Origin of the sequence: Pseudoxanthomonas sp. UTMC 1351 (assembly GCF_040948865.1) — a bacterium.
Lineage (GTDB): Bacteria > Pseudomonadota > Gammaproteobacteria > Xanthomonadales > Xanthomonadaceae > Pseudoxanthomonas_A.
This window is the reverse complement of sequence record NZ_JAVGJT010000011.1, coordinates 156,752-174,768: the sequence shown is the minus strand read 5'-3', so window position 1 is coordinate 174,768 and position 18,017 is coordinate 156,752. Positions and strand designations below refer to the sequence as shown.

Sequence of the window (18,017 nt, the reverse complement as noted above, 5' to 3'; positions counted from 1 at the left end):
GCGTGACGTCGAACAGCGCGCCACTGGATAGCGTGCTGGAGCAGCGCCTCGTGGAACTGGAAACGCGATTGGCTTTTCAGGAGCATGCGTTGGCCGAGCTGAGCGAAGCCTTGGCCGACGCGCGCGCAGAGGGCAGCCGTACCGCCGAACTGCTGCGGCATATGTTGTCTGACCTCCGCAAGGTCCGCACTGAGCTGTACGCCGATCCGGTAGACGAACCACCGCCGCCGCATTATTGATACGCTGGAGGCGCGCCGAAACGCGCGCGCCGGTTCCACTTTACGAAAGCAAGCAATGAGCGATTCTCTACGCGACCAACTTCTCGGTCTGGGCTTCAAGCCCGTTCCCAAGCCCGAACGCAATTCTGATCGAAAGCCGGAGCAAAAGTCGGAGCGCAAGCCCGATCGCGCCGCCGATCGTCGGCCGGAGCAGAATCGGCAAGCCAGGTCCGATCAACGGCCCGACTCACGCAAGCCCGGCAATGACGGTGGTGCGGGTAAACGGCATCACTCGCAAAAGTCGGGCAGCAGCAAGCCCGCGCGCACCCGCGAGGAGATCGACCTGGCCAAGGCGTACGCCATCCGTGCGCAGAGGGAAAAGGACGAGCGCATCGAAGCCGAACGCCTGAAGCAGGAAGAAGCGCGCAAGCGCCGCGAGGCCAAAGCGAAGCTGGATGTGCTGCTGAAGGACAAGGCGCTGAACGATCCGGAAGCCGAGATCGCACGCCACTTTCCCTACGGCGGAAAGATCAAGCGCGTCTACGTCAACGAAGCACAGTTGAAGGCGCTCAATGCCGGCGAACTAGGCCTGGTACAGCAAAACGGACGCTATCTATTAGTGACTGCCGCAATACTGGCCGAGGCCGAAGCCGTATTCGCACCCAGCGTTGCATTGAAGGTCGACCCGAACGCACCTGCCGAAGACGATCCGTATTCCGATCCCCAGTACCAAGTGCCTGACGATCTGGTCTGGTGACCCATGAGGTCCGGCAGGGCGAACATTTGCCTGTTGCCGGGTCTTGATGGCACGGGAGTGCTTTACCGCCGCCTTGAGTCAGAACTCCAGCGCAACTTTGAGACGTCGGTACTGACGTATGACATCCATGACGGCTGCTACGCTGATCTAGCGAGAAAGCTAATGCCGCGTCTGCCGCAAGACGGACCCTTCGTGCTGGTCGCCGAATCATTTGCTGGACCGTTAGCGATCTTGCTGGCAGCGCGGCGACCGCCGGGCCTCGAGGCTGTTGTGCTAGCAGCCTCATTCGCTCGCACACCTGTGAGCGGTGGCAGAAACTTGGCGACTTTAATTGATTATTTGCCGCCATTACGGCCGCCACGCTTTCTGCTTGAGCATCTGCTGATGGCTAATGATCGTGATGGTGGCTTGGCCAAGCAACTACAGGACACTCTAGCCGACATGCCGCTCACTACGTTGAAAGCAAGGGCACTGGCGGCACTACGCTGCGATGTGAGTGCGGAGCTCGCCACTCTGGATGTTCCGTTGCTTTACCTGACCGCCACCCGGGACCGGCTGATTTCCCGCCATGCCGGTGATTGGATTGCCAAAATGTACGCCAACACGCAACGCGTGTACGTGGATGCACCGCATTTCGTTTTTCAAATCGCAGCAGAAGCCTCAGCCCACGTCATCTGTGCGTTCCTGTTGCGGCATCCGCCATCTATCGATGGCTCACTTGTTCGAAAGAAATGAGTTTGACGTAGCGTGCGCTGTGCGCACGAGAACCATCGAAGCGCGACTCATGCGCACAGCGCACGCTATTCGTAGAGCGGATACTTTTAATCTACATTTGGAGCTCCGCTGCTTTTTGCCGGACACGAGCGGATCAAAGAGCAGCCGTGGCAAGTCGGTTCTATAAAAGCGAAGTTTTCTTGTGGGAGCGACGTAAGTCGCGACGTTGATGTTTCCGGTCGTGATTTACGTCGCTCCCACAAGGATGCTATGCCGCCGCCATGACGGATCGACAGTCCAACATAGGATATCGGCTCCACAACGCAAATCGTTTCAATCAACTCGCACAGAATGGATCGCAGCCTGATGGCGCCGCACCAGCCAGTACCACGCAATGACGCCTCCCACCAAAGCGAATCCGCCGGCGACAAGAAAGGCGGCATTGCCGCCCAGGCGCCATAGCTGGCCGGCGATGAGCGCGCCGGCCACACCGCCTACGCCGGAAAGGCCATAGAAAACACCCTGTCCGTGTCCATTCATCCGCCCAGGAAAGAAGCGCACCAGCAACTGCATGGCGGAAGCGAAGAATGCACCGAAGTTCAAAGCGTGCGTCAGCTGCGCCAGCAGCATCACCGGCACGCTATCGGGCCACAGCCCGGTGATCCACCAGCGCAGTGCTGCGCTGAGCATGGCGATCGCCATTACCTTGCCAGCATCCCAGCGCAGGAAGATTCGGCTCGATAAAAAGAACACGCCGATTTCCGCCAGTACGCCTACCGACCAGAATAGGCCCAGCGTGGATGCCGAATAGCCATGTTCGGCCAAGTAGATAGAGAAGAACGTGTAGTAGGGACCGAAAGAAATCTGCGCCAGGAATGCGGCGGCGAAGAAGGCGATGACCGGCGGCCGCTTGAGCCGCGCACGAAAGCCTTCCTGGCCTTCATGATGGGCTTCTTCCGGCTGATGGGCGTAGCGGTTGCTGTAGGAAGAGACCAGCAAGCCCGCCAACAACGGCAGCATCAGCCATGGCAGCCATGCCACGCCCAGGCGTTCGATCAGCCAACCGTACAGCGCCACCACAGTGATGAAACCGATGGAGCCCCAAACGCGGATATGCCCGTAGCGATCACTGCGCTTGTCCAAGTGCGACATGGTGATCGCCTCGAACTGCGGCATGACCGCGTTGTAAGCGAAGCAGAACACGCACATCACGATGAACAGACCGGTGAAATCCAGCCGCAGCAGGAAAGCGGAGAAGCAGGCCACGGACAGCACGCAGCCGCCGCGTAGCCAGCGGATCGGCGTTGGCGAGCGGGCCGCCAGCGTGGTCCAGATACTGGGTGCGAGAATGCGGGTGGCGTACCACAGGCTCATGAGTACGCTGATGGCCGCGACCGTCATGCCGCGCGACTGCAGATACAGGCTCCAGTAGGGCGTAAAGGCACCCAGCACCGCGTAGTAGGCGAGATAGAAGCTGGCCAGCCGAACCATGGGTATCGGCGCGGTGCCGGCCACGGATCCAGCCAATGGCGGTGGATTGTCGGTCTTCAAAGCGGTTCTTTGGCTGTCATGCATTCGCCGGGGTTAAGTGCCAGCCATTGAGGCCATCCAACGCGAACGCGACGCACGCATGAGCGAAGGCGGCATGGTTGTGGTCGGCGAAGAGGGCGAGGGGTTCCATTCCGGGATGACGTTCGATTGGCACGGATGTGGTCGAGAAACGCGGCGTTTCGATGGCCGCCATCTTACGCGCTGCCGCAACGCGCGTTCGCGATGAGCGTCATACGGCTTTCATCGCCATCGCCTCCGATGCCGCAGCCATCGATACCAACGGCTCTTGGCCTCCGGCTTGGCGGCACCTACGCCACACCGCTGACCGGGGCACTTGTCAGGTCTAGCGCAATGGATCCCATGTTTGACGTAGAGCGTAGCTTGCTCCGCTGATCTGCCGGCACGGGCTTCGGAGACAAATCAGCCGAGCAAGCTCACCTCTACACCGACAGGGATGACTTCCTTGTGGGAGCGACGTGAGTCGCGACGTTGATGTTTCCGGTCGCGACTCACGTCGCTCCCACAAGGACGCTATGACGAGGCTGTTGTCATGATGGGTTGACGGTCAACATAGGTTTCCGGCTCTACAAAGCATCGGCTCTGGCCTGTGTACCACTACCTGTTCATCACAGAAAAAATCACTCCGGATCGTAGTCCAGGTTTGAAGCCAGCCAACGCTCCGCCTGCACAAGGTCCACGCCCTTGCGCTTCGCGTAGTCGGCGGCTTGCTCTTTGGACACGCGGCCGACGACAAAATATTGGCTTTTCGGATGGCTGAAGTAGTAACCGGACACCGCGGCCGTAGGCAGCATGGCGAAGCTTTCGGTCAGCTGCATACTGGCGTTGCGCTCGGCATCCAACAAACGGAACAACGTTGCTTTCTCGCTATGTTCCGGGCATGCCGGATAGCCGGGAGCCGGGCGGATGCCGCGATATTTTTCCGCGATGAGTGCTTCGTTGTCCAAGGTTTCGTCCGCCTCGAAGCCCCAGAATTCCTTGCGCACGCGCTGGTGCAGTCGCTCGGCCAATGCCTCTGCCAGACGGTCCGCGAGCGCCTTCAGCAGAATGGCGTTGTAATCGTCGTACTCGGCTTCGAAACGCGCCACATGTTCGTCGATGCCGATGCCGGTGGTCACTGCGAAAGCACCGATCCAATCCTGCTTTCCGGAATTTTTCGGTGCAATGAAGTCGGCCAGGCAGAAGTCGGGACGGTCAGCCGGTTTATCGACTTGTTGGCGGAGGAAGTGGAGCGTCGCCGTTCCTTCTCCCTCAGGTAACAGCGACAGCACCACATCGTCGCCCACGCTGTTCGCCGGCCACAGCCCAAATACCGCCTTGGCCGTTAGCCATTTCTCAGCGACGATCTTGTCCAGCATCGCCCGCGCGTCGCGGTACAGCTCGCTGGCCTGCTTGCCGACCACTTCGTCGGTCAGGATGGCCGGATATTTACCTGCCAGTTCCCACGCCTGGAAGAACGGCGTCCAGTCGATGTAGTCCAGTAGTTCCGACAGTGGATAGTCGTCGAACACAGTAACGCCGGGTTGTTTGGGCGCCGGCGGCGCATAGGCGTTCCAACCGCCATCGAACTTCTGTCCGCGCGCCTTTTCCAGTGACACCAACCGCTTGGCATCGCCGCGGTTGAGGTGGCGCTGGCGGATTTCCGCGTAGTCCGCGTCGTTGGCGGCGACAAAGTTGGCGCGCAGATCCCGGGAGATCAACGACTGCGCCACGCCGACCGCGCGCGACGCATCTTTCACCCACACGGTGGGTGCGTCGTAGTGCGGATCTATTTTCAACGCCGTATGCGCACGCGAGGTGGTAGCGCCACCGATCAGCAGCGGCAGGGAAAAGCCCTGGCGCTGCATCTCGCGCGCCACGTGGGTCATTTCTTCCAACGAAGGGGTGATCAGCCCGGACAGGCCGATCAGGTCGGCATTCTCTGCACGCGCCGTGTCCAGGATTTTCTGTGTGGGTACCATCACACCCAGGTCGACCACGTCGAAGTTATTGCAGGCCAACACCACGCCGACGATGTTCTTGCCGATGTCATGCACGTCACCCTTGACCGTGGCCATGACGATCTTGCCGTTGGATTTGCCTACATCGCCCGTGCGGAGCTTCTCGGCCGCGATGTACGGCAGCAGGTAGGCCACCGCCTTTTTCATGACCCGTGCCGATTTGACGACTTGCGGCAGGAACATCTTGCCAGCGCCGAACAGGTCGCCGACCACGTTCATGCCATCCATCAAAGGGCCTTCGATGACATCCAAAGGCCGCGTGGATAGCTGGCGCGCTTCCTCGGTGTCCTGGTCCACGAAGGCATCGATGCCGTGCACCAGCGCATGCGCCAGGCGTTCACGCACCGGCTTGTCGCGCCAAGCCAGATTCTCGACCTGCGCTTCGCCTTTCTTGCCCTTGTAGCGTTCGGCGGTCTCCAGCAGGCGCTCGGTGGAATCCTTGCGGCGGTTGAGGATCACGTCCTCCACGCGTTCGCGCAGCTCAGGGTCCAGATCGTCGTAGATCGGCATCGCGCCGGCGTTGACGATGCCCATGTCCATGCCGGCTTTGATGGCGTGGTACAGGAACACCGAATGGATCGCCTGGCGCACTGGCTCGTTGCCGCGGAAGGAGAACGAGACGTTCGATACACCGCCGGAAATGTGGCAATGCGGCAGCGTCTGCTTGAGGATACGGGTCGCTTCGATGAAGTCCACCGCGTAGTTGTCGTGTTCCTCGATGCCGGTGGCGACCGCGAAGATATTCGGGTCGAAGATGATGTCTTCCGGCGGAAAGCCCACTTTCTCGGTTAGCACCTTGTACGCACGGGTGCAGATCTCGACCTTGCGCGCGCACGTGTCGGCCTGGCCATCTTCATCGAAGGCCATTACGACGGCAGCGGCACCGTAGCGCAGCACCTTGCGGGCGTGCTCGATAAACGCCTCTTCGCCTTCCTTCAGCGAAATCGAGTTGACCACGCTCTTGCCCTGCAGGCATTTCAGGCCGGCCTCGATGACGCTCCACTTGGACGAATCCACCATCACCGGAATGCGCGCGATGTCAGGCTCGGACATGATCAGATTGAGGAAGCGGGTCATCGCCTTCTCGGAATCGATCAACCCCTCGTCCATGTTGACGTCGAGGATCTGGGCGCCATTGGCTACCTGCTGGCGTGCCACTTCCACCGCTTCCTCGTAGCGTTCTTCCTTGATCAGCTTGCGGAACTGGGCGCTGCCGGTGACGTTCGTACGTTCGCCGATATTGACGAACAACAAGTCGGGCGTAATGACCAGCGGCTCGAGGCCGGACAATCGGGTGTAGCGCGTCATGCGTGGAGGCCTTGGATCATGGTTGTTTCTCGAAAGCTTTTTTGACACGGATAAGATCGAATCAATACGGATAAAAGTAAGCTTGAAAACCTCATCCGTCTTTATCGAACCTGATTCGCGTAAAAATCATGCTGCTACCGCGAGTGGTTGCCGCAACTGTCTAGGCGCAATACCACGCACCGCCTCTGCGATCGCGCGGATGTGGTCTGGTGTGGTGCCACAGCAACCGCCGACCAGGTTCAGCAGGCCAGACTGGGCAAATTCCTTCAGCGTGGCTGCCATCTCTTCCGGCGTTTCGTCGTATTCGCCGAATGCGTTGGGCAGGCCTGCGTTGGGGTGCGCACTGACGTAGCCGTCGGCGACGTTGGCCAGTGTCTCCACGTGCTCGCGCAGATCCTTCGCGCCCAGCGCGCAGTTCAACCCGACCGAGAGCGGCTTGCCGTGCGACACGGATGCGTAGAAAGCTTCAGCTGTCTGGCCCGACAATGTGCGTCCGGATGCGTCGGTGATGGTGCCGGAAATCATCACCGGCAGGCGGCCGCCGCGCTCGTCGAAGACTTCCTCGATGGCGTACAAGGCAGCTTTTGCGTTGAGGGTGTCGAAGATGGTTTCGACCATCAAGGTATCCGCGCCACCATCAATGAGGCCTTCTATCGCTTCGCGATAGGTGGTGCGCAGTTCGTCGAAACTCGTGTTGCGAAAGCCAGGGTCGTTGACATCCGGGCTGATGGAGGCCGTCCTGCTGGTTGGCCCCAGTACGCCGATGACGAAGCGTGGTTTCTCCGGTGTCTTGGCTTCCACTGCATCGCAGCAGGCACGCGCGACACGTGCGCCTTCCTTGTTCAACTCATAGACGAGATGTTCCAAGTGGTAGTCAGCCTGACTGACCGAAGTCGCGTTGAAGGTGTTGGTTTCCACCAGATCCGCACCCGCTTCCAGATATTGCGTGTGCACGTCGGCGATCACTTCCGGTTTGCTCAGCAGCAGCAGATCGTTGTTGCCCTTGAGATCGTGGCCGCATTGCGCGCCATGGATGTGTGTATCGGCATGCATGCTGTCGTAGCCTTCAGCGAAACGCTCGCCGCGATAATCGGCTTCTTCCAGCCGGTGGCGCTGGATCATGGTGCCCATGGCGCCATCGATGATCAGGATGCGTTCGTCCAGCGCCTTGATCAGTGCCTCGGCGCGCTCGGGTTTTAGCCAAGTTTTTATTGAGAAGTCCGCACAAGGATGTGCGGGCTCTTGCGAGGGATTCGCATACTTTTTCATGGTTTCACCGCGGTCAGTGAGATGACTTCGAAATGGGGCGGGCGGCGCTCGCGCGTCACGGTTTCCGCGTTGGCGATGTCCAGCCCGGCTTTCTCAGCGAACTTGCGTAGCTCTTTGTCGGTAAAGCCGAGATTGACGTGGCCGTACGACTCCACCACGGCTTTATGTTCGTGCTTGCCCAAACTGCTCAGCAGCAATCGGCCGCCACGGCGAAGCACGCGGGCGGCTTCAGCCACCGCCTGGGCTGGCTTGGCTGCATAGGTCAGTGCATGCATCAGCACCACCAGGTCGAAGCTGTTGTCCTTGAACGGCAGCGCATGCATGTCGCCTTCGCGTACTTCCACGTTCGGGAAACGTTGCAAACGCTGCCCGGCGGCCGCCACCACGCGGGCGCTGGTGTCGACGCAGACATAGCGCTTGGCGTGCGGCGACAGCAACTCGGCTAGCACGCCGTCCCCGGAAGCGATATCCAGCACGTCGCCGGTTTCCAGCAGGGGCAGGGCGGTTCGCGCCAGCGCTTCCCAAGTACGCCCGGGTGAATAGTGGCGTTCCATGTCGCCGGCCACCGAATCGGCCCAGTTCTGATCGGCCGCGCGGCTCGCCAGTACCGCAGGCACGCGTTCGGCATCCTGGCGCAACAACGGATCGTCGCTGCCTTCCTTCAGGCTGCGCCACAGTTCGCGCTGGGCAGCATCCAGATTGTCTTCGTCGAACCGGTAATAGGCCGACACCCCGGCGCGACGATCGCGGACCAGGCCGGCTTCCTTCAGTTTGGCCAGATGGGTGGAGACGCGCGGCTGCGCCAGTTGGGTGATGGCCGAGAGCTCGGCTACGGTCAGCTCCTCGCGTGCCAGCAGCGCCAGCAGACGTACGCGGGTCGCGTCGGCAAAGACTTTCAGCCGGGTCGACCAGGCTTCCAGATCCATAAATATCTTCCTATCGCGATATAAAGATATTGTCCTGCTGCCGTGACTCGCGGTCAAGAGCGGCATACGGCCGCGCATGGTGCTGGGTTACAATTGGTATTCAAATTTGAGAGGGATTGGCTTGTGGATTTCGCATTCACCGAAGAGCAGTTGATGATCCAGGACGTGGCGCGCAGGATCGCCCAGGAGAAAATCGCGCCCAGCGCGGAACATTTCGACAAGAGCGGTGAATTCCCGCTGGACAACATCCGCCTGCTGGGCGAGAACGGGCTGATGGGCATCGAAGTGCCTGCCGAGTACGGCGGTGCCGGCATGGACCCCATTGCCTACGTGCTGGCCATGGTGGAAATCGCCGCTGGCGATGCGGCGCATTCCACCATCATGTCCGTCAACAATTCGCTGTTCTGCAACGGCATCCTGAAATACGGCACCGAAGCGCAGAAACAGAAATACGTCCGCGCGATTGCCGAAGGCGCCGAGATCGGCGCTTTCGCATTGACCGAACCGCAGTCGGGATCCGATGCCACCGCCATGCGTTGCCGCGCTATGAAACAGGCCGATGGCAGCTTCGTCATCAACGGTAAGAAGAGCTGGATCACCTCCGGCCCGGTCGCCAAGTACATCGTGCTGTTTGCCATGAGCGAACCAGACAAAGGCGCTCGCGGGATCACCGCGTTCCTGGTCGATACCACCAAGGCGGGCTTCCACCGCGGCAAGACCGAGCCCAAGCTGGGTATTCGCGCCTCCGCCACCTGCGAGATCGAGTTCACCGACTACGTGGTGGACGCTGATGAGGTGTTGGGCACCGAGGGCGAAGGCTTCAAGATTGCCATGGGTGTGCTGGATGCCGGCCGTATCGGCATTGCTTCGCAGGCCATCGGCATCGCGCGTGCGGCTTACGAGAAGACCGTGGAATACGTGAAGGAGCGCAAGGCCTTCGGTGCGCCGATCGGTACCTTCCAAATGACCCAGGCGAAGATCGCCGACATGAAGTGCAAACTGGATGCGTCGCTGTTGCTGACGTTGCGCGCGGCGTGGGTAAAAGGGCAGGGCCAACGTTTCACCAACGAAGCCGCCATCGCCAAGCTCACGGCGTCCGAAGCGGCCATGTGGATTGCGCACCAGGCGGTGCAGATCCATGGCGGCATGGGCTATTCGAAGGAAATGCCGCTGGAGCGCTACTTCCGAGATGCCAAGATCACTGAGATCTACGAAGGCACCAGCGAAATCCAGCGCCTGGTGATTGCACGCAACGAGACCGGTTTGCGCTGAGGGAAGGCTGTTTGGACACGGATTGACGCGGACAAGGCAAAAAAGAGCGGATAAGCATATTGAATGCATCATTCGTGTTTATCCGCGTTGATCCGTTCCAGAGCTTTGGCTTATGACCGCGGCCGGAAGAAACGGCCAACTCGGGGCGAATTGAGGCGGAAAGGTGGTTGCCGGTGGTCGCCATCCGGACGCGCTGCGGCGCGTTTGTGGTGGTGGGCGCCGTGGGGTTATCGCGGGCCCCCATCTTTAGTCATGGGACGTATCCATAAAGGTTCCGCTAGAGTTCTCTGATGCGGGGGTCTGCCTCCCGTATCCAACCGGAGAACCTGATGCGTAAAACCCTTATCGTCTGCGCCATTGCGCTGGCCCTGGCCGCGTGCGATCGCGCCGCTTCGCCGGAATCCGGTACCGCGGCAACGCCTGCGACCGCCGTGTCGCAGGCCGACATCGCCGCGGAAACCGAACGGCTCAACCAGTGGTTCGAGAAGAAGTACGAAGAGCAGCTGCGCTTCAGTCCGCTGCAGCTGACGTTCCAGGGCCGCAAGGACCTGTACGACCAGCTGGATGACTTCTCGGAAAAGGCCCAGCTGGACCAGATCGCGTGGCAGAAGGCCAGTGTCGAGGAGATGGAAAAGACCTTCGATTACGCAAAGCTCAGCGACGAGGGTAAATTCTCCTACGACCTGTGGAAGCTGCAGTACGAAAACGCGCGCGATGGCGTGCCCTTTCTTTCCAACGGCTACGCTTTCGACCAGATGAACGGTGCACAGAGCTTCCTGCCGACCATACTGATCAGTTTCCATAAGGTCGACGAAGAGTCGGACTACGTTGCTTATGTGGCACGTCTCAAGGAGACGGCCCGCGGCTTCGACCAATTGCTGGAACGGGCCCGCAAATCGGCCGGGCAGGGCATCCGCCCGCCGAAATTCGCCTATGAAGGGGTCATCGATCAGTCGCGCAAAGTCATCACCGGTGCCCCGTTCTCCGCGGGCAAGGACTCGGCGATCTGGGTGGACGCGCAGGCCAAGCTCGATGCGTTGGTCAAGGCCGGCAAGATCACCGCCGAACGCGCTGCCGCATTGAAGGAAGAAACGCGTGTTGCGCTACTGGAACAGCTCAAGCCGGCCTATGAGCGGATAATCGCCTGGTGTGAAGAAGACACGCCGAATGCGCTGGAGAACGCGAGCGGCGTTGGCGTGACCCAGTCCAACGGCAAGCCGTACTACGAGTACCAGTTGCGCCAGATGACCACCACCGGCATGACGGCGGAGGAAATCCACGCGCTGGGCTTGAAGGAAGTAGCGCGCATCCGTGGCGACATGACCGCGTTGAAGGACAAGGTGGGTTTCAAGGGCGACCTGGATGCCTTCTTCGAGTTCATCGACAAGGATCCGCAGTTCGTCTTCCCGAATACCGATGCCGGCCGCCAAGCCTATATCGACGAAGCGACGCTAAGGATCGACAACATCAAGAAGGAACTGCCGAACTATTTCGGTCTGTTGCCCAAGGCGGATCTGGTGGTCAAGCGGGTGGAAGCATTCCGTGAGCAGGACGGCGCCGCCCAGCATTACTTCCCCGGTACGCCGGATGGCTCGCGTCCGGGCGTCTACTACGCGCACTTGTCCGACATGAACGCGATGCCCAAGCCGGAGCTGGAAGTCATCGCTTACCACGAGGGTTTGCCGGGCCACCACATGCAGATCGCCATCGCCCAGGAACTCACCGGGGTGCCGAAGTTCCGCACCCAGGCCGGATTCACCGCTTACGCGGAAGGCTGGGGCCTGTATTCGGAATGGTTGGCCAAGGAAATGCCCAACACTTATCAGGACCCGTATTCGGAGTTCGGCCGCTTGAGCTCTGAGATGTGGCGAGCTATCCGCCTGGTGGTGGATACCGGCCTGCATGCGAAGGGTTGGACCGAAGAACAGGCAGTGGAGTACTTCGACGCCAACAGTGCGGTGCCGATCACTGCAATTCGTTCCGAGGTGCAGCGTTACCTGATCATGCCGGGACAGGCCACCGCCTACAAAGTCGGCATGATCCGTATCCAGGAACTGCGTAAGAAGGCGGAAACCGAACTGGGCGACAAGTTCGACATCAAGGGTTTCCACGATACGGTGCTCGGTGGCGGTGCGTTGCCGTTGACCTTGTTGGAGCGACGCGTGGACCAGTGGATCGCCGGTCAGAAAGCGAAGCAGGCATAAGCGCAAGTACGCCAGCAATCGTTGCAGTGTAAAAAAAGAACCTCGGCTTTGGCCGGGGTTCTTTGTTTTAAGGCTGACCGAACTGCCAACTGTGGCTTTGACGTAGAGCGGAGCTTGCTCCGCTGGTCTTGAGTCCACGACATCAAAGGCAGCGGAGCAAGCTCCGCTCTGCGAGGGGAGGGCACCTCGAGCGAGTTTGCAACTTCGCCCACCTATCAGTGCAGCCCAAACGAAGCCAAAAAAAAGCCCCGGCAATGCCGGGGCTTTTGCTTTACGCACACGTGCCGCGATCAACGCGCCGGCGGCTTGTTGTGCTCTTCCAGGTATTCCCGGGAGGGCTCGTCCAGCTTGTCGCCCAGCATGCGCCGCACCGCGACGAAGAACACCGGGATCAGCAGCAGGCCCAGGAATGTGGCGAACAACATGCCGCCGATTACGCCGGTGCCGATGGCGTGACGGGCGTTGGCGCCGGCGCCGGAGGAGATCGCCATGGGCAGCACGCCCATGATGAAGGCGAACGACGTCATCAGGATGGGGCGGAAACGCAGCCGCGCCGCTTCCACCACTGAGTCACGCAAGGTCTTGCCTTCGCGGCGCAGTTCCACCGCGAACTCCACGATCAGGATCGCGTTCTTCGCCGCCAGGCCGATGATGGTGATCAGGCCGATCTTGAAGAAGATGTCGTTCGGCAAGCCGCGCAACATGGCGAACACGATGGCGCCCAGCACGCCCAGCGGCACCACCAGCAGCACCGATACCGGCACCGACCAGCTTTCATACAGCGCCGCCAAGCACAGGAACACCACTACGATCGACAACACCAGCAGCAACGTGGCGGTGTTGCCGGCCAGGATTTCCTGGTACGACAAGCCGGTCCAATCGAAGCCGAAGCCGGGTGGCAGGTCGTTGTTGACGATGTCTTCCATCGCCTTCATCGCTTCGCCCGAGCTCTTTCCGGGTGCTTGAGCGCCGACGATATTGATCGACGCGTAGCCGTTATAGCGCGTCAGCGAAGGCGAGTTGGTGATCCATTCCGACCTTACGACGTTGGTCAGCGGTATCATTTCGCCGTTCTGCAGGCTGCTGGGCGTGTAGAAGTTCGACAACGAGTCGGGACTCATACGGAACGGTGCGTCGGCCTGCATGGTCACGCGTTTGATACGGCCTTCGTAGAAGAAGTCGTTGACATAGACCGGCGCCAGCATCAGGCCGATGGCGTTGTAAATGTCGTTGACCGACAGCCCCATCGTCTGCGCCTGTACGCGATCCACGTTGAGCTTCAGCTGTGGCGCATCTTCCAGGCTGTTGGGACGCACGCCGGTCAGGTTGGGATTCTGGCCGGCCTTACCCAGCAGGATGTTGCGCGCCTCGGTCAATGCCGCCTGGCCCTGGCCGGTGCGGTCCTGCAGGTACATGTCGAAACCGCCGAACTGGCCCAGTCCGTTCACCGTGGGCAGGTTGACCACGAAGATGCCGGCCTCCTTGATGCCGAACAGCGCTCCGTTGGCTTGCTGGATGAAGGTGGCCGCATCGACTTTGCGCTCGCTCCAGTCCTTGAGCTTGATGAACGCCATGCCGACGTTCTCGCCCTGACCGACAAAGCTGAAGCCGGTCACTTCCATCATGCCGTCATAGCCTTCCATCTTCTCCAGCGTGCTGCGGATCTGCGTAAAGACCTTGCTGGTCCGCTCCATGGAAGCACCCGGCGGCAACTGCACGATCGCCAGCGCATAGCCTTGGTCTTCCTCGGGAAGGAAGCTGCCGGGCATGCGGGTGAACAAGAAGCCGCACAACAGGGTCAGGCCTGCGAAGACGATCATCCAGCGCGGCGCATGTTTCACCGCGCTGCCGATGTGGCCTACGTAGGTGTGGCTGATCTTGTCGTAGTACTTGTTGAACGTACGGAACACGAAGTTGGATTTGTGGTGCTGCGTCGGCTTCAGCAGCGTGGCGCACAGGGCGGGGGTGAAGCCCAGCGCCAGGAACGCCGAGAACACCATTGCCAACGCGATCGTCAGCGCGAACTGCTTGTAGATTTCGCCGGCGCTGCCGCCTTGCAACGCGCTGGGAATGAACACCGCGGACAGCACCACGGTAATGGCGATCACCGCACCGGTAATCTGGTCCATCGCCTTGCGGGTCGCTTCCTTGGGCGGCAGACCCTCCTCGGTCATGATGCGTTCGACGTTTTCGATCACCACGATCGCGTCGTCCACCACGATGCCGATCGCCAACACCATGCCGAACAGCGTCAGCTGGTTGATGGTGAAGCCGATGATCGTCATGCCCAGGAAGGTGCCCAGCAGCGCGACCGGGATGACCAGCGTGGGGATGATGGTGGCGCGGATGTTCTGCAGGAATATCAGCATCACCAGGAACACCAATATCACCGCTTCGATCAGCGTCTTCACCACTTCTTCGATGGAGATGCGGACGAAGGTGGTGCTGTCGTACGGCGAGAACCACGCCACGCCCTGCGGGAAGCTGGGCTGCAGTTCGTCCATCTTGGCGCGCACGGCGGCGGCCACGTTCAACGCGTTCGCACCGGGCAGCAATTGGACCGCGAAAGCGGCGGTGGGCGCGCCGTTCCACTGCGTCTCGAAACCATACGCGGTAGCGCCGATGGCCACGCGGGCCACATCCTTCAAACGTACGGTGGTGCCGTCGCTGTTGGCGCGCAGGATGATGTTTTCGAACTGTTCGGGCGAGTTGAAGCGGCCTTCGGTGGTCACCGTGGCGGTGAAGCCCTGGCCTTCCGGTGCCGGGTCGGTACCGATGGAGCCGGCGGCGAACTGCACGTTCTGGCCGCGGATGGCCGCCAGCACTTCACTGGTGGACATGCCGAAGCCCTGCAGCTTGTTCGGATCCAGCCAGATACGCATGGCGTATTCGCTACCGAACTGCTGGGTGCTGCCGACGCCGGGAATACGCGATATTTGATCCAGCACGCGCGAACCGACAAGGTCGTTCAACTGTTCGCGACCCACCGCCGGATTTTCCGAACGCAACGCCGCCACCATCAGGAAGCCGGCGTTAGCCTTGGCCACCACCACGCCTTGCTGCACCACCTCGGTGGGTAGCCGCGGCTCGGCCAGCGCCACCTTGTTCTGTACCTGCACCTGGGCGATGTCCGGATCGGTGCCGGTCTGAAAGGTCAGCGTGATGCTGGAGCCGCCGCTGGCGCTGGACGACGAGCTGAAGTACAGCAGGTTGTCGATACCGGTCAGTTGCTGTTCGATGACCTGGGTGACGGCCTGCTCGGCAGTTTCCGCGCTCGCACCAGGGTAAGTGGCTTGGACTACCACCTGTGGTGGCGCGATGTTGGGATAGGACTCGACGCCAAGGCTGAAGATCGCGATCACGCCACCCAGCGAGATCAGGATCGCCACCACCCAGGCGAAGATCGGTTTTTCGATGAAGAACTTGGGCATTGGGGGAATCCCTTACTTCTGCGGGGCGGCGGGGGCAGCCGGCTGGCTGTTGCCCGCGGCCGCAGGCTTCCATGGAGTGGGCTTGGCGGGGGCGCCAGCTTGCACCTTCTGCACGCCGGACACGATCACCTGATCGTTGGCGGCCAAGCCGCTGGTGACCACCCAATTGCCATTGCTCGGGTTCTCGGCGGTGACGGTCTTGCGTGCCACCTTGCCGTCGGCACCCACCACGTACACGTAGGCGCCCGCGGCATCGCGCAGGACGGCATCCTGGGGAATCATGAACGCATTCTTGCGCTCACCCAGGGTCGCTTTGAGGGTCACGAACATACCCGGCAGAAGCTCCTGATTCGGATTGGGAACACTGGCGCGCAGCGAAATCGCGCCAGTGGCCGGATCCGCCACCACGCCGGAGAAGTCCAGTGTGCCCAATTGGTCGTATGGGGTGCCATCGGACAGCACCACCTGCACCTTGGCATCACCTGTGCCGGTCAGCTCCACGCCGCCTTTGCTTTGCGCGCGGCGCAGTGCTTCCAGTTCGCTCACGCCCAGCGAGAAGTTGACGTACAGCGGATCGATCTGATCCACCGTGGTCAGCAGGGTGGCATCGGTCTGGCCGACCAGCGCGCCTTCGGTTACCTGCTGCTTGCCGGCGCGGCCAGAGATCGGTGCAGTGACATTGGTGTAGCTCAGGTTGATGCGGGCGGAAGACACGCTGGCCTGCGCCTGCTGCACGGCGGCGGCGGCATTGCGTTCGGCCGCCTGGGCGTTGTCCAGATCGGATTGGGAAACGAACTTCTGCGGCGCCAATTGGCGGGCGCGGTCGGCGGCGATCTTGGCATTGGCATAGGTCGCCTGCGCCGATGCCAGGTTCGCCTGGGCACCGCTGAGCGATGCCTGCAACGGCGCAGGATCAATCTGGAACAGCACCTGGCCTTCCTTCACGTCGCTGCCTTCCTGGTAGACGCGCTTCACCAATACGCCGGGAACACGGGCGCGCACATCGGAGCTGCGGAACGGAGCCAACCGTCCCACCAGATCACGCTGCAATGGCACCGATTGCGGTGTGGCCTTGATGACGCCGACTTCCGGCGGTGGAGGTGCGGGCTGTTCCTGTTCTTTGCAGGCGGCCAGCACCAGCAGAAGGGCGCAGCTGAGGGCGAGCGAACGGACGGGGGCGGTCATGGATGAAGCTCCGTATCAGGTTTTGGTTGTTTTGGTTATCGGGTCGATCTAAGCCGGGCAGCGGGTCGCGCGACAGGGTCTACCGGTGCTATCGCAGTGGGTGAGAACGCGCGAAGAAAAGCATCGACGGCGAACTCGGCCCAGTGTTTGCGCATCTTGTCGGTGTCGCGGTGCGGCATGCCGAAACGCTGCCTATCGAAGTCCATGCCGACGATCATGCTCAATAGAAGCTCCGCAGCGTAGTGCGGTTCGTCATGCCTCAGCTGGCCCCGCTTCATGGCGGTCTTCAGCCAGGAGGCCAAGCGTTGCACCAAAGTATCGCAGGCATCACGGTAAAGCGCCTGTGCCTCTTCGGGGAACTGGTGGGCTTCCGCGGCTATCAACTGGCTTGTGGCGAGAATGGCGGGATCGCACAAGTGCTCCAGATGCTGGACGGCAAAGGCAACCAATGTGGTGCGCGGATCGTCATAACGTTCAGCCAAGTGCGCGGTGGCCAGATCCATGTGCTCGCTGATGACACTGCGTATCAGCCCTTGCTTATTGCCGAATTGCGCATAGAGCGTCTGTTTGGAGCAGCCGGCGCGCAGCGCCACGGCCTCCATGCTGATGCGGAAGCCTTGTTCGGCCAGCAGAGCGCGCACGGCATCGTGCACACGTTGGCGCCGTTGCTCGCTGACGGAGAAGTTGGGGGAGGCGGACATGCGGGTTGGACTATACCGTCCAGTTTAGAATTTGAACAGCTTGTCCGGTGTCGAAAAGTCTGACCAGTCCAAACCAAAGGCTGGCCGTAAAAAGCGCGTGACGATGACTCAGCGAATCCCAGAGCACTGCTTTCGACTTTCAAGCGGGCGCACATTGGTAGCCAGTAGCCGGAACAAACCCAAACGCTTGAATGGTCCGGCTACCGCGCATCCGGAGGTAATCAATCGCGCACGAATTTGCAAGCGCTTCTTTTGACGCCTCGCAACAAGTGTTGTCATTGAGTGCAGGGCTACAATATCCAATCGCATACCACTGTCGAGCCACGGCCCGCATGAACGCTGTTCGTACCCCGAAAAAAACGCCGAATAAAAAACCTAAACCGGAATCAAAGAAAACCGCCACTCAAGCCGCATCCGCCAAGAAGGCTGCCGCCAACAAAGCGGCGAAGACGGCCAAGGCGCC

General features: G+C 60.8%; 13 protein-coding genes. 5 read left to right on the top strand and 8 right to left on the bottom strand.

Features of this window, described 5'->3' with window-relative positions; translation table 11 throughout:
• Positions 1-2: 2 nt before the first annotated feature.
• The 3 genes from AB6O04_RS09580 to AB6O04_RS09570 are packed head-to-tail and all read left to right on the top strand — an operon-like array spanning position 3 to position 1,710.
• Positions 3-239 (top strand): SlyX family protein, encoded by a 237-nt coding sequence (locus tag AB6O04_RS09580; protein ID WP_368563632.1) that lies wholly within the window; start codon positions 3-5, stop codon positions 237-239.
• 55 nt (positions 240-294) lie between these two features.
• Positions 295-975: a DUF2058 domain-containing protein gene (locus AB6O04_RS09575; protein ID WP_368563631.1), complete on the top strand. Its 681-nt coding sequence runs from the start codon at positions 295-297 to the stop codon at positions 973-975.
• 3 nt (positions 976-978) lie between these two features.
• Positions 979-1,710 carry an alpha/beta fold hydrolase gene (locus AB6O04_RS09570; RefSeq protein WP_368563630.1) on the top strand — a complete coding sequence of 244 codons (732 nt, stop codon included), beginning with the start codon at positions 979-981 and terminating at the stop codon, positions 1,708-1,710.
• 312 nt (positions 1,711-2,022) lie between these two features.
• On the opposite strand, the gene AB6O04_RS09565 is transcribed toward AB6O04_RS09570, so the two are convergent.
• From AB6O04_RS09565 to AB6O04_RS09545, 5 genes are all read right to left on the bottom strand, one after another.
• Positions 2,023-3,180 (bottom strand): MFS transporter, encoded by a 1,158-nt coding sequence (locus AB6O04_RS09565; RefSeq protein WP_368563696.1) that lies wholly within the window; start codon positions 3,178-3,180, stop codon positions 2,023-2,025.
• Between the two features lie 76 nt (positions 3,181-3,256).
• Positions 3,257-3,433, bottom strand: a complete 177-nt coding sequence (locus tag AB6O04_RS09560; RefSeq protein WP_368563628.1) for a hypothetical protein — start codon at positions 3,431-3,433, stop codon at positions 3,257-3,259.
• 445 nt (positions 3,434-3,878) lie between these two features.
• Positions 3,879-6,614 (bottom strand): methionine synthase, encoded by a 2,736-nt coding sequence (gene metH, locus AB6O04_RS09555; protein ID WP_368563626.1) that lies wholly within the window; start codon positions 6,612-6,614, stop codon positions 3,879-3,881.
• A 78-nt stretch (positions 6,615-6,692) separates the two neighbouring features.
• Entirely contained in the window at positions 6,693-7,835 is a 1,143-nt protein-coding gene (locus tag AB6O04_RS09550) for a homocysteine S-methyltransferase family protein (protein WP_368563625.1), read from the bottom strand.
• Positions 7,832-8,761, bottom strand: coding sequence for an ArsR/SmtB family transcription factor (locus AB6O04_RS09545; protein WP_368563624.1), 930 nt, complete (start codon positions 8,759-8,761; stop codon positions 7,832-7,834). The genes AB6O04_RS09550 and AB6O04_RS09545 overlap by 4 nt, the downstream gene beginning before the upstream one ends.
• A 123-nt stretch (positions 8,762-8,884) precedes the next feature.
• Here AB6O04_RS09545 and AB6O04_RS09540 point away from each other — a divergent pair, with 123 nt between their 5' ends.
• Together AB6O04_RS09540 and AB6O04_RS09535 are read left to right on the top strand one after the other, a co-directional pair.
• Positions 8,885-10,033 carry an acyl-CoA dehydrogenase family protein gene (locus AB6O04_RS09540; protein ID WP_368563623.1) on the top strand — a complete coding sequence of 383 codons (1,149 nt, stop codon included), beginning with the start codon at positions 8,885-8,887 and terminating at the stop codon, positions 10,031-10,033.
• A gap of 329 nt (positions 10,034-10,362) precedes the next feature.
• Positions 10,363-12,237 carry a DUF885 family protein gene (locus tag AB6O04_RS09535; protein WP_368563622.1) on the top strand — a complete coding sequence of 625 codons (1,875 nt, stop codon included), beginning with the start codon at positions 10,363-10,365 and terminating at the stop codon, positions 12,235-12,237.
• Positions 12,238-12,527: 290 nt separating this feature from the next.
• Here AB6O04_RS09535 and AB6O04_RS09530 read toward each other — a convergent pair whose 3' ends face one another.
• From AB6O04_RS09530 to AB6O04_RS09520, 3 genes are read right to left on the bottom strand one after another with little or no spacing between them, the layout of a single operon-like run.
• Positions 12,528-15,668 carry a multidrug efflux RND transporter permease subunit gene (locus AB6O04_RS09530; RefSeq protein ID WP_368563621.1) on the bottom strand — a complete coding sequence of 1,047 codons (3,141 nt, stop codon included), beginning with the start codon at positions 15,666-15,668 and terminating at the stop codon, positions 12,528-12,530.
• Positions 15,669-15,680: 12 nt separating this feature from the next.
• Positions 15,681-16,853 (bottom strand): efflux RND transporter periplasmic adaptor subunit, encoded by a 1,173-nt coding sequence (locus tag AB6O04_RS09525; RefSeq protein ID WP_368563620.1) that lies wholly within the window; start codon positions 16,851-16,853, stop codon positions 15,681-15,683.
• A 35-nt stretch (positions 16,854-16,888) separates the two neighbouring features.
• A complete protein-coding gene (locus AB6O04_RS09520; RefSeq protein ID WP_368563619.1) occupies positions 16,889-17,554 on the bottom strand; it encodes a TetR/AcrR family transcriptional regulator in 666 nt (221 codons plus the stop codon).
• Positions 17,555-18,017: the final 463 nt, after the last annotated feature.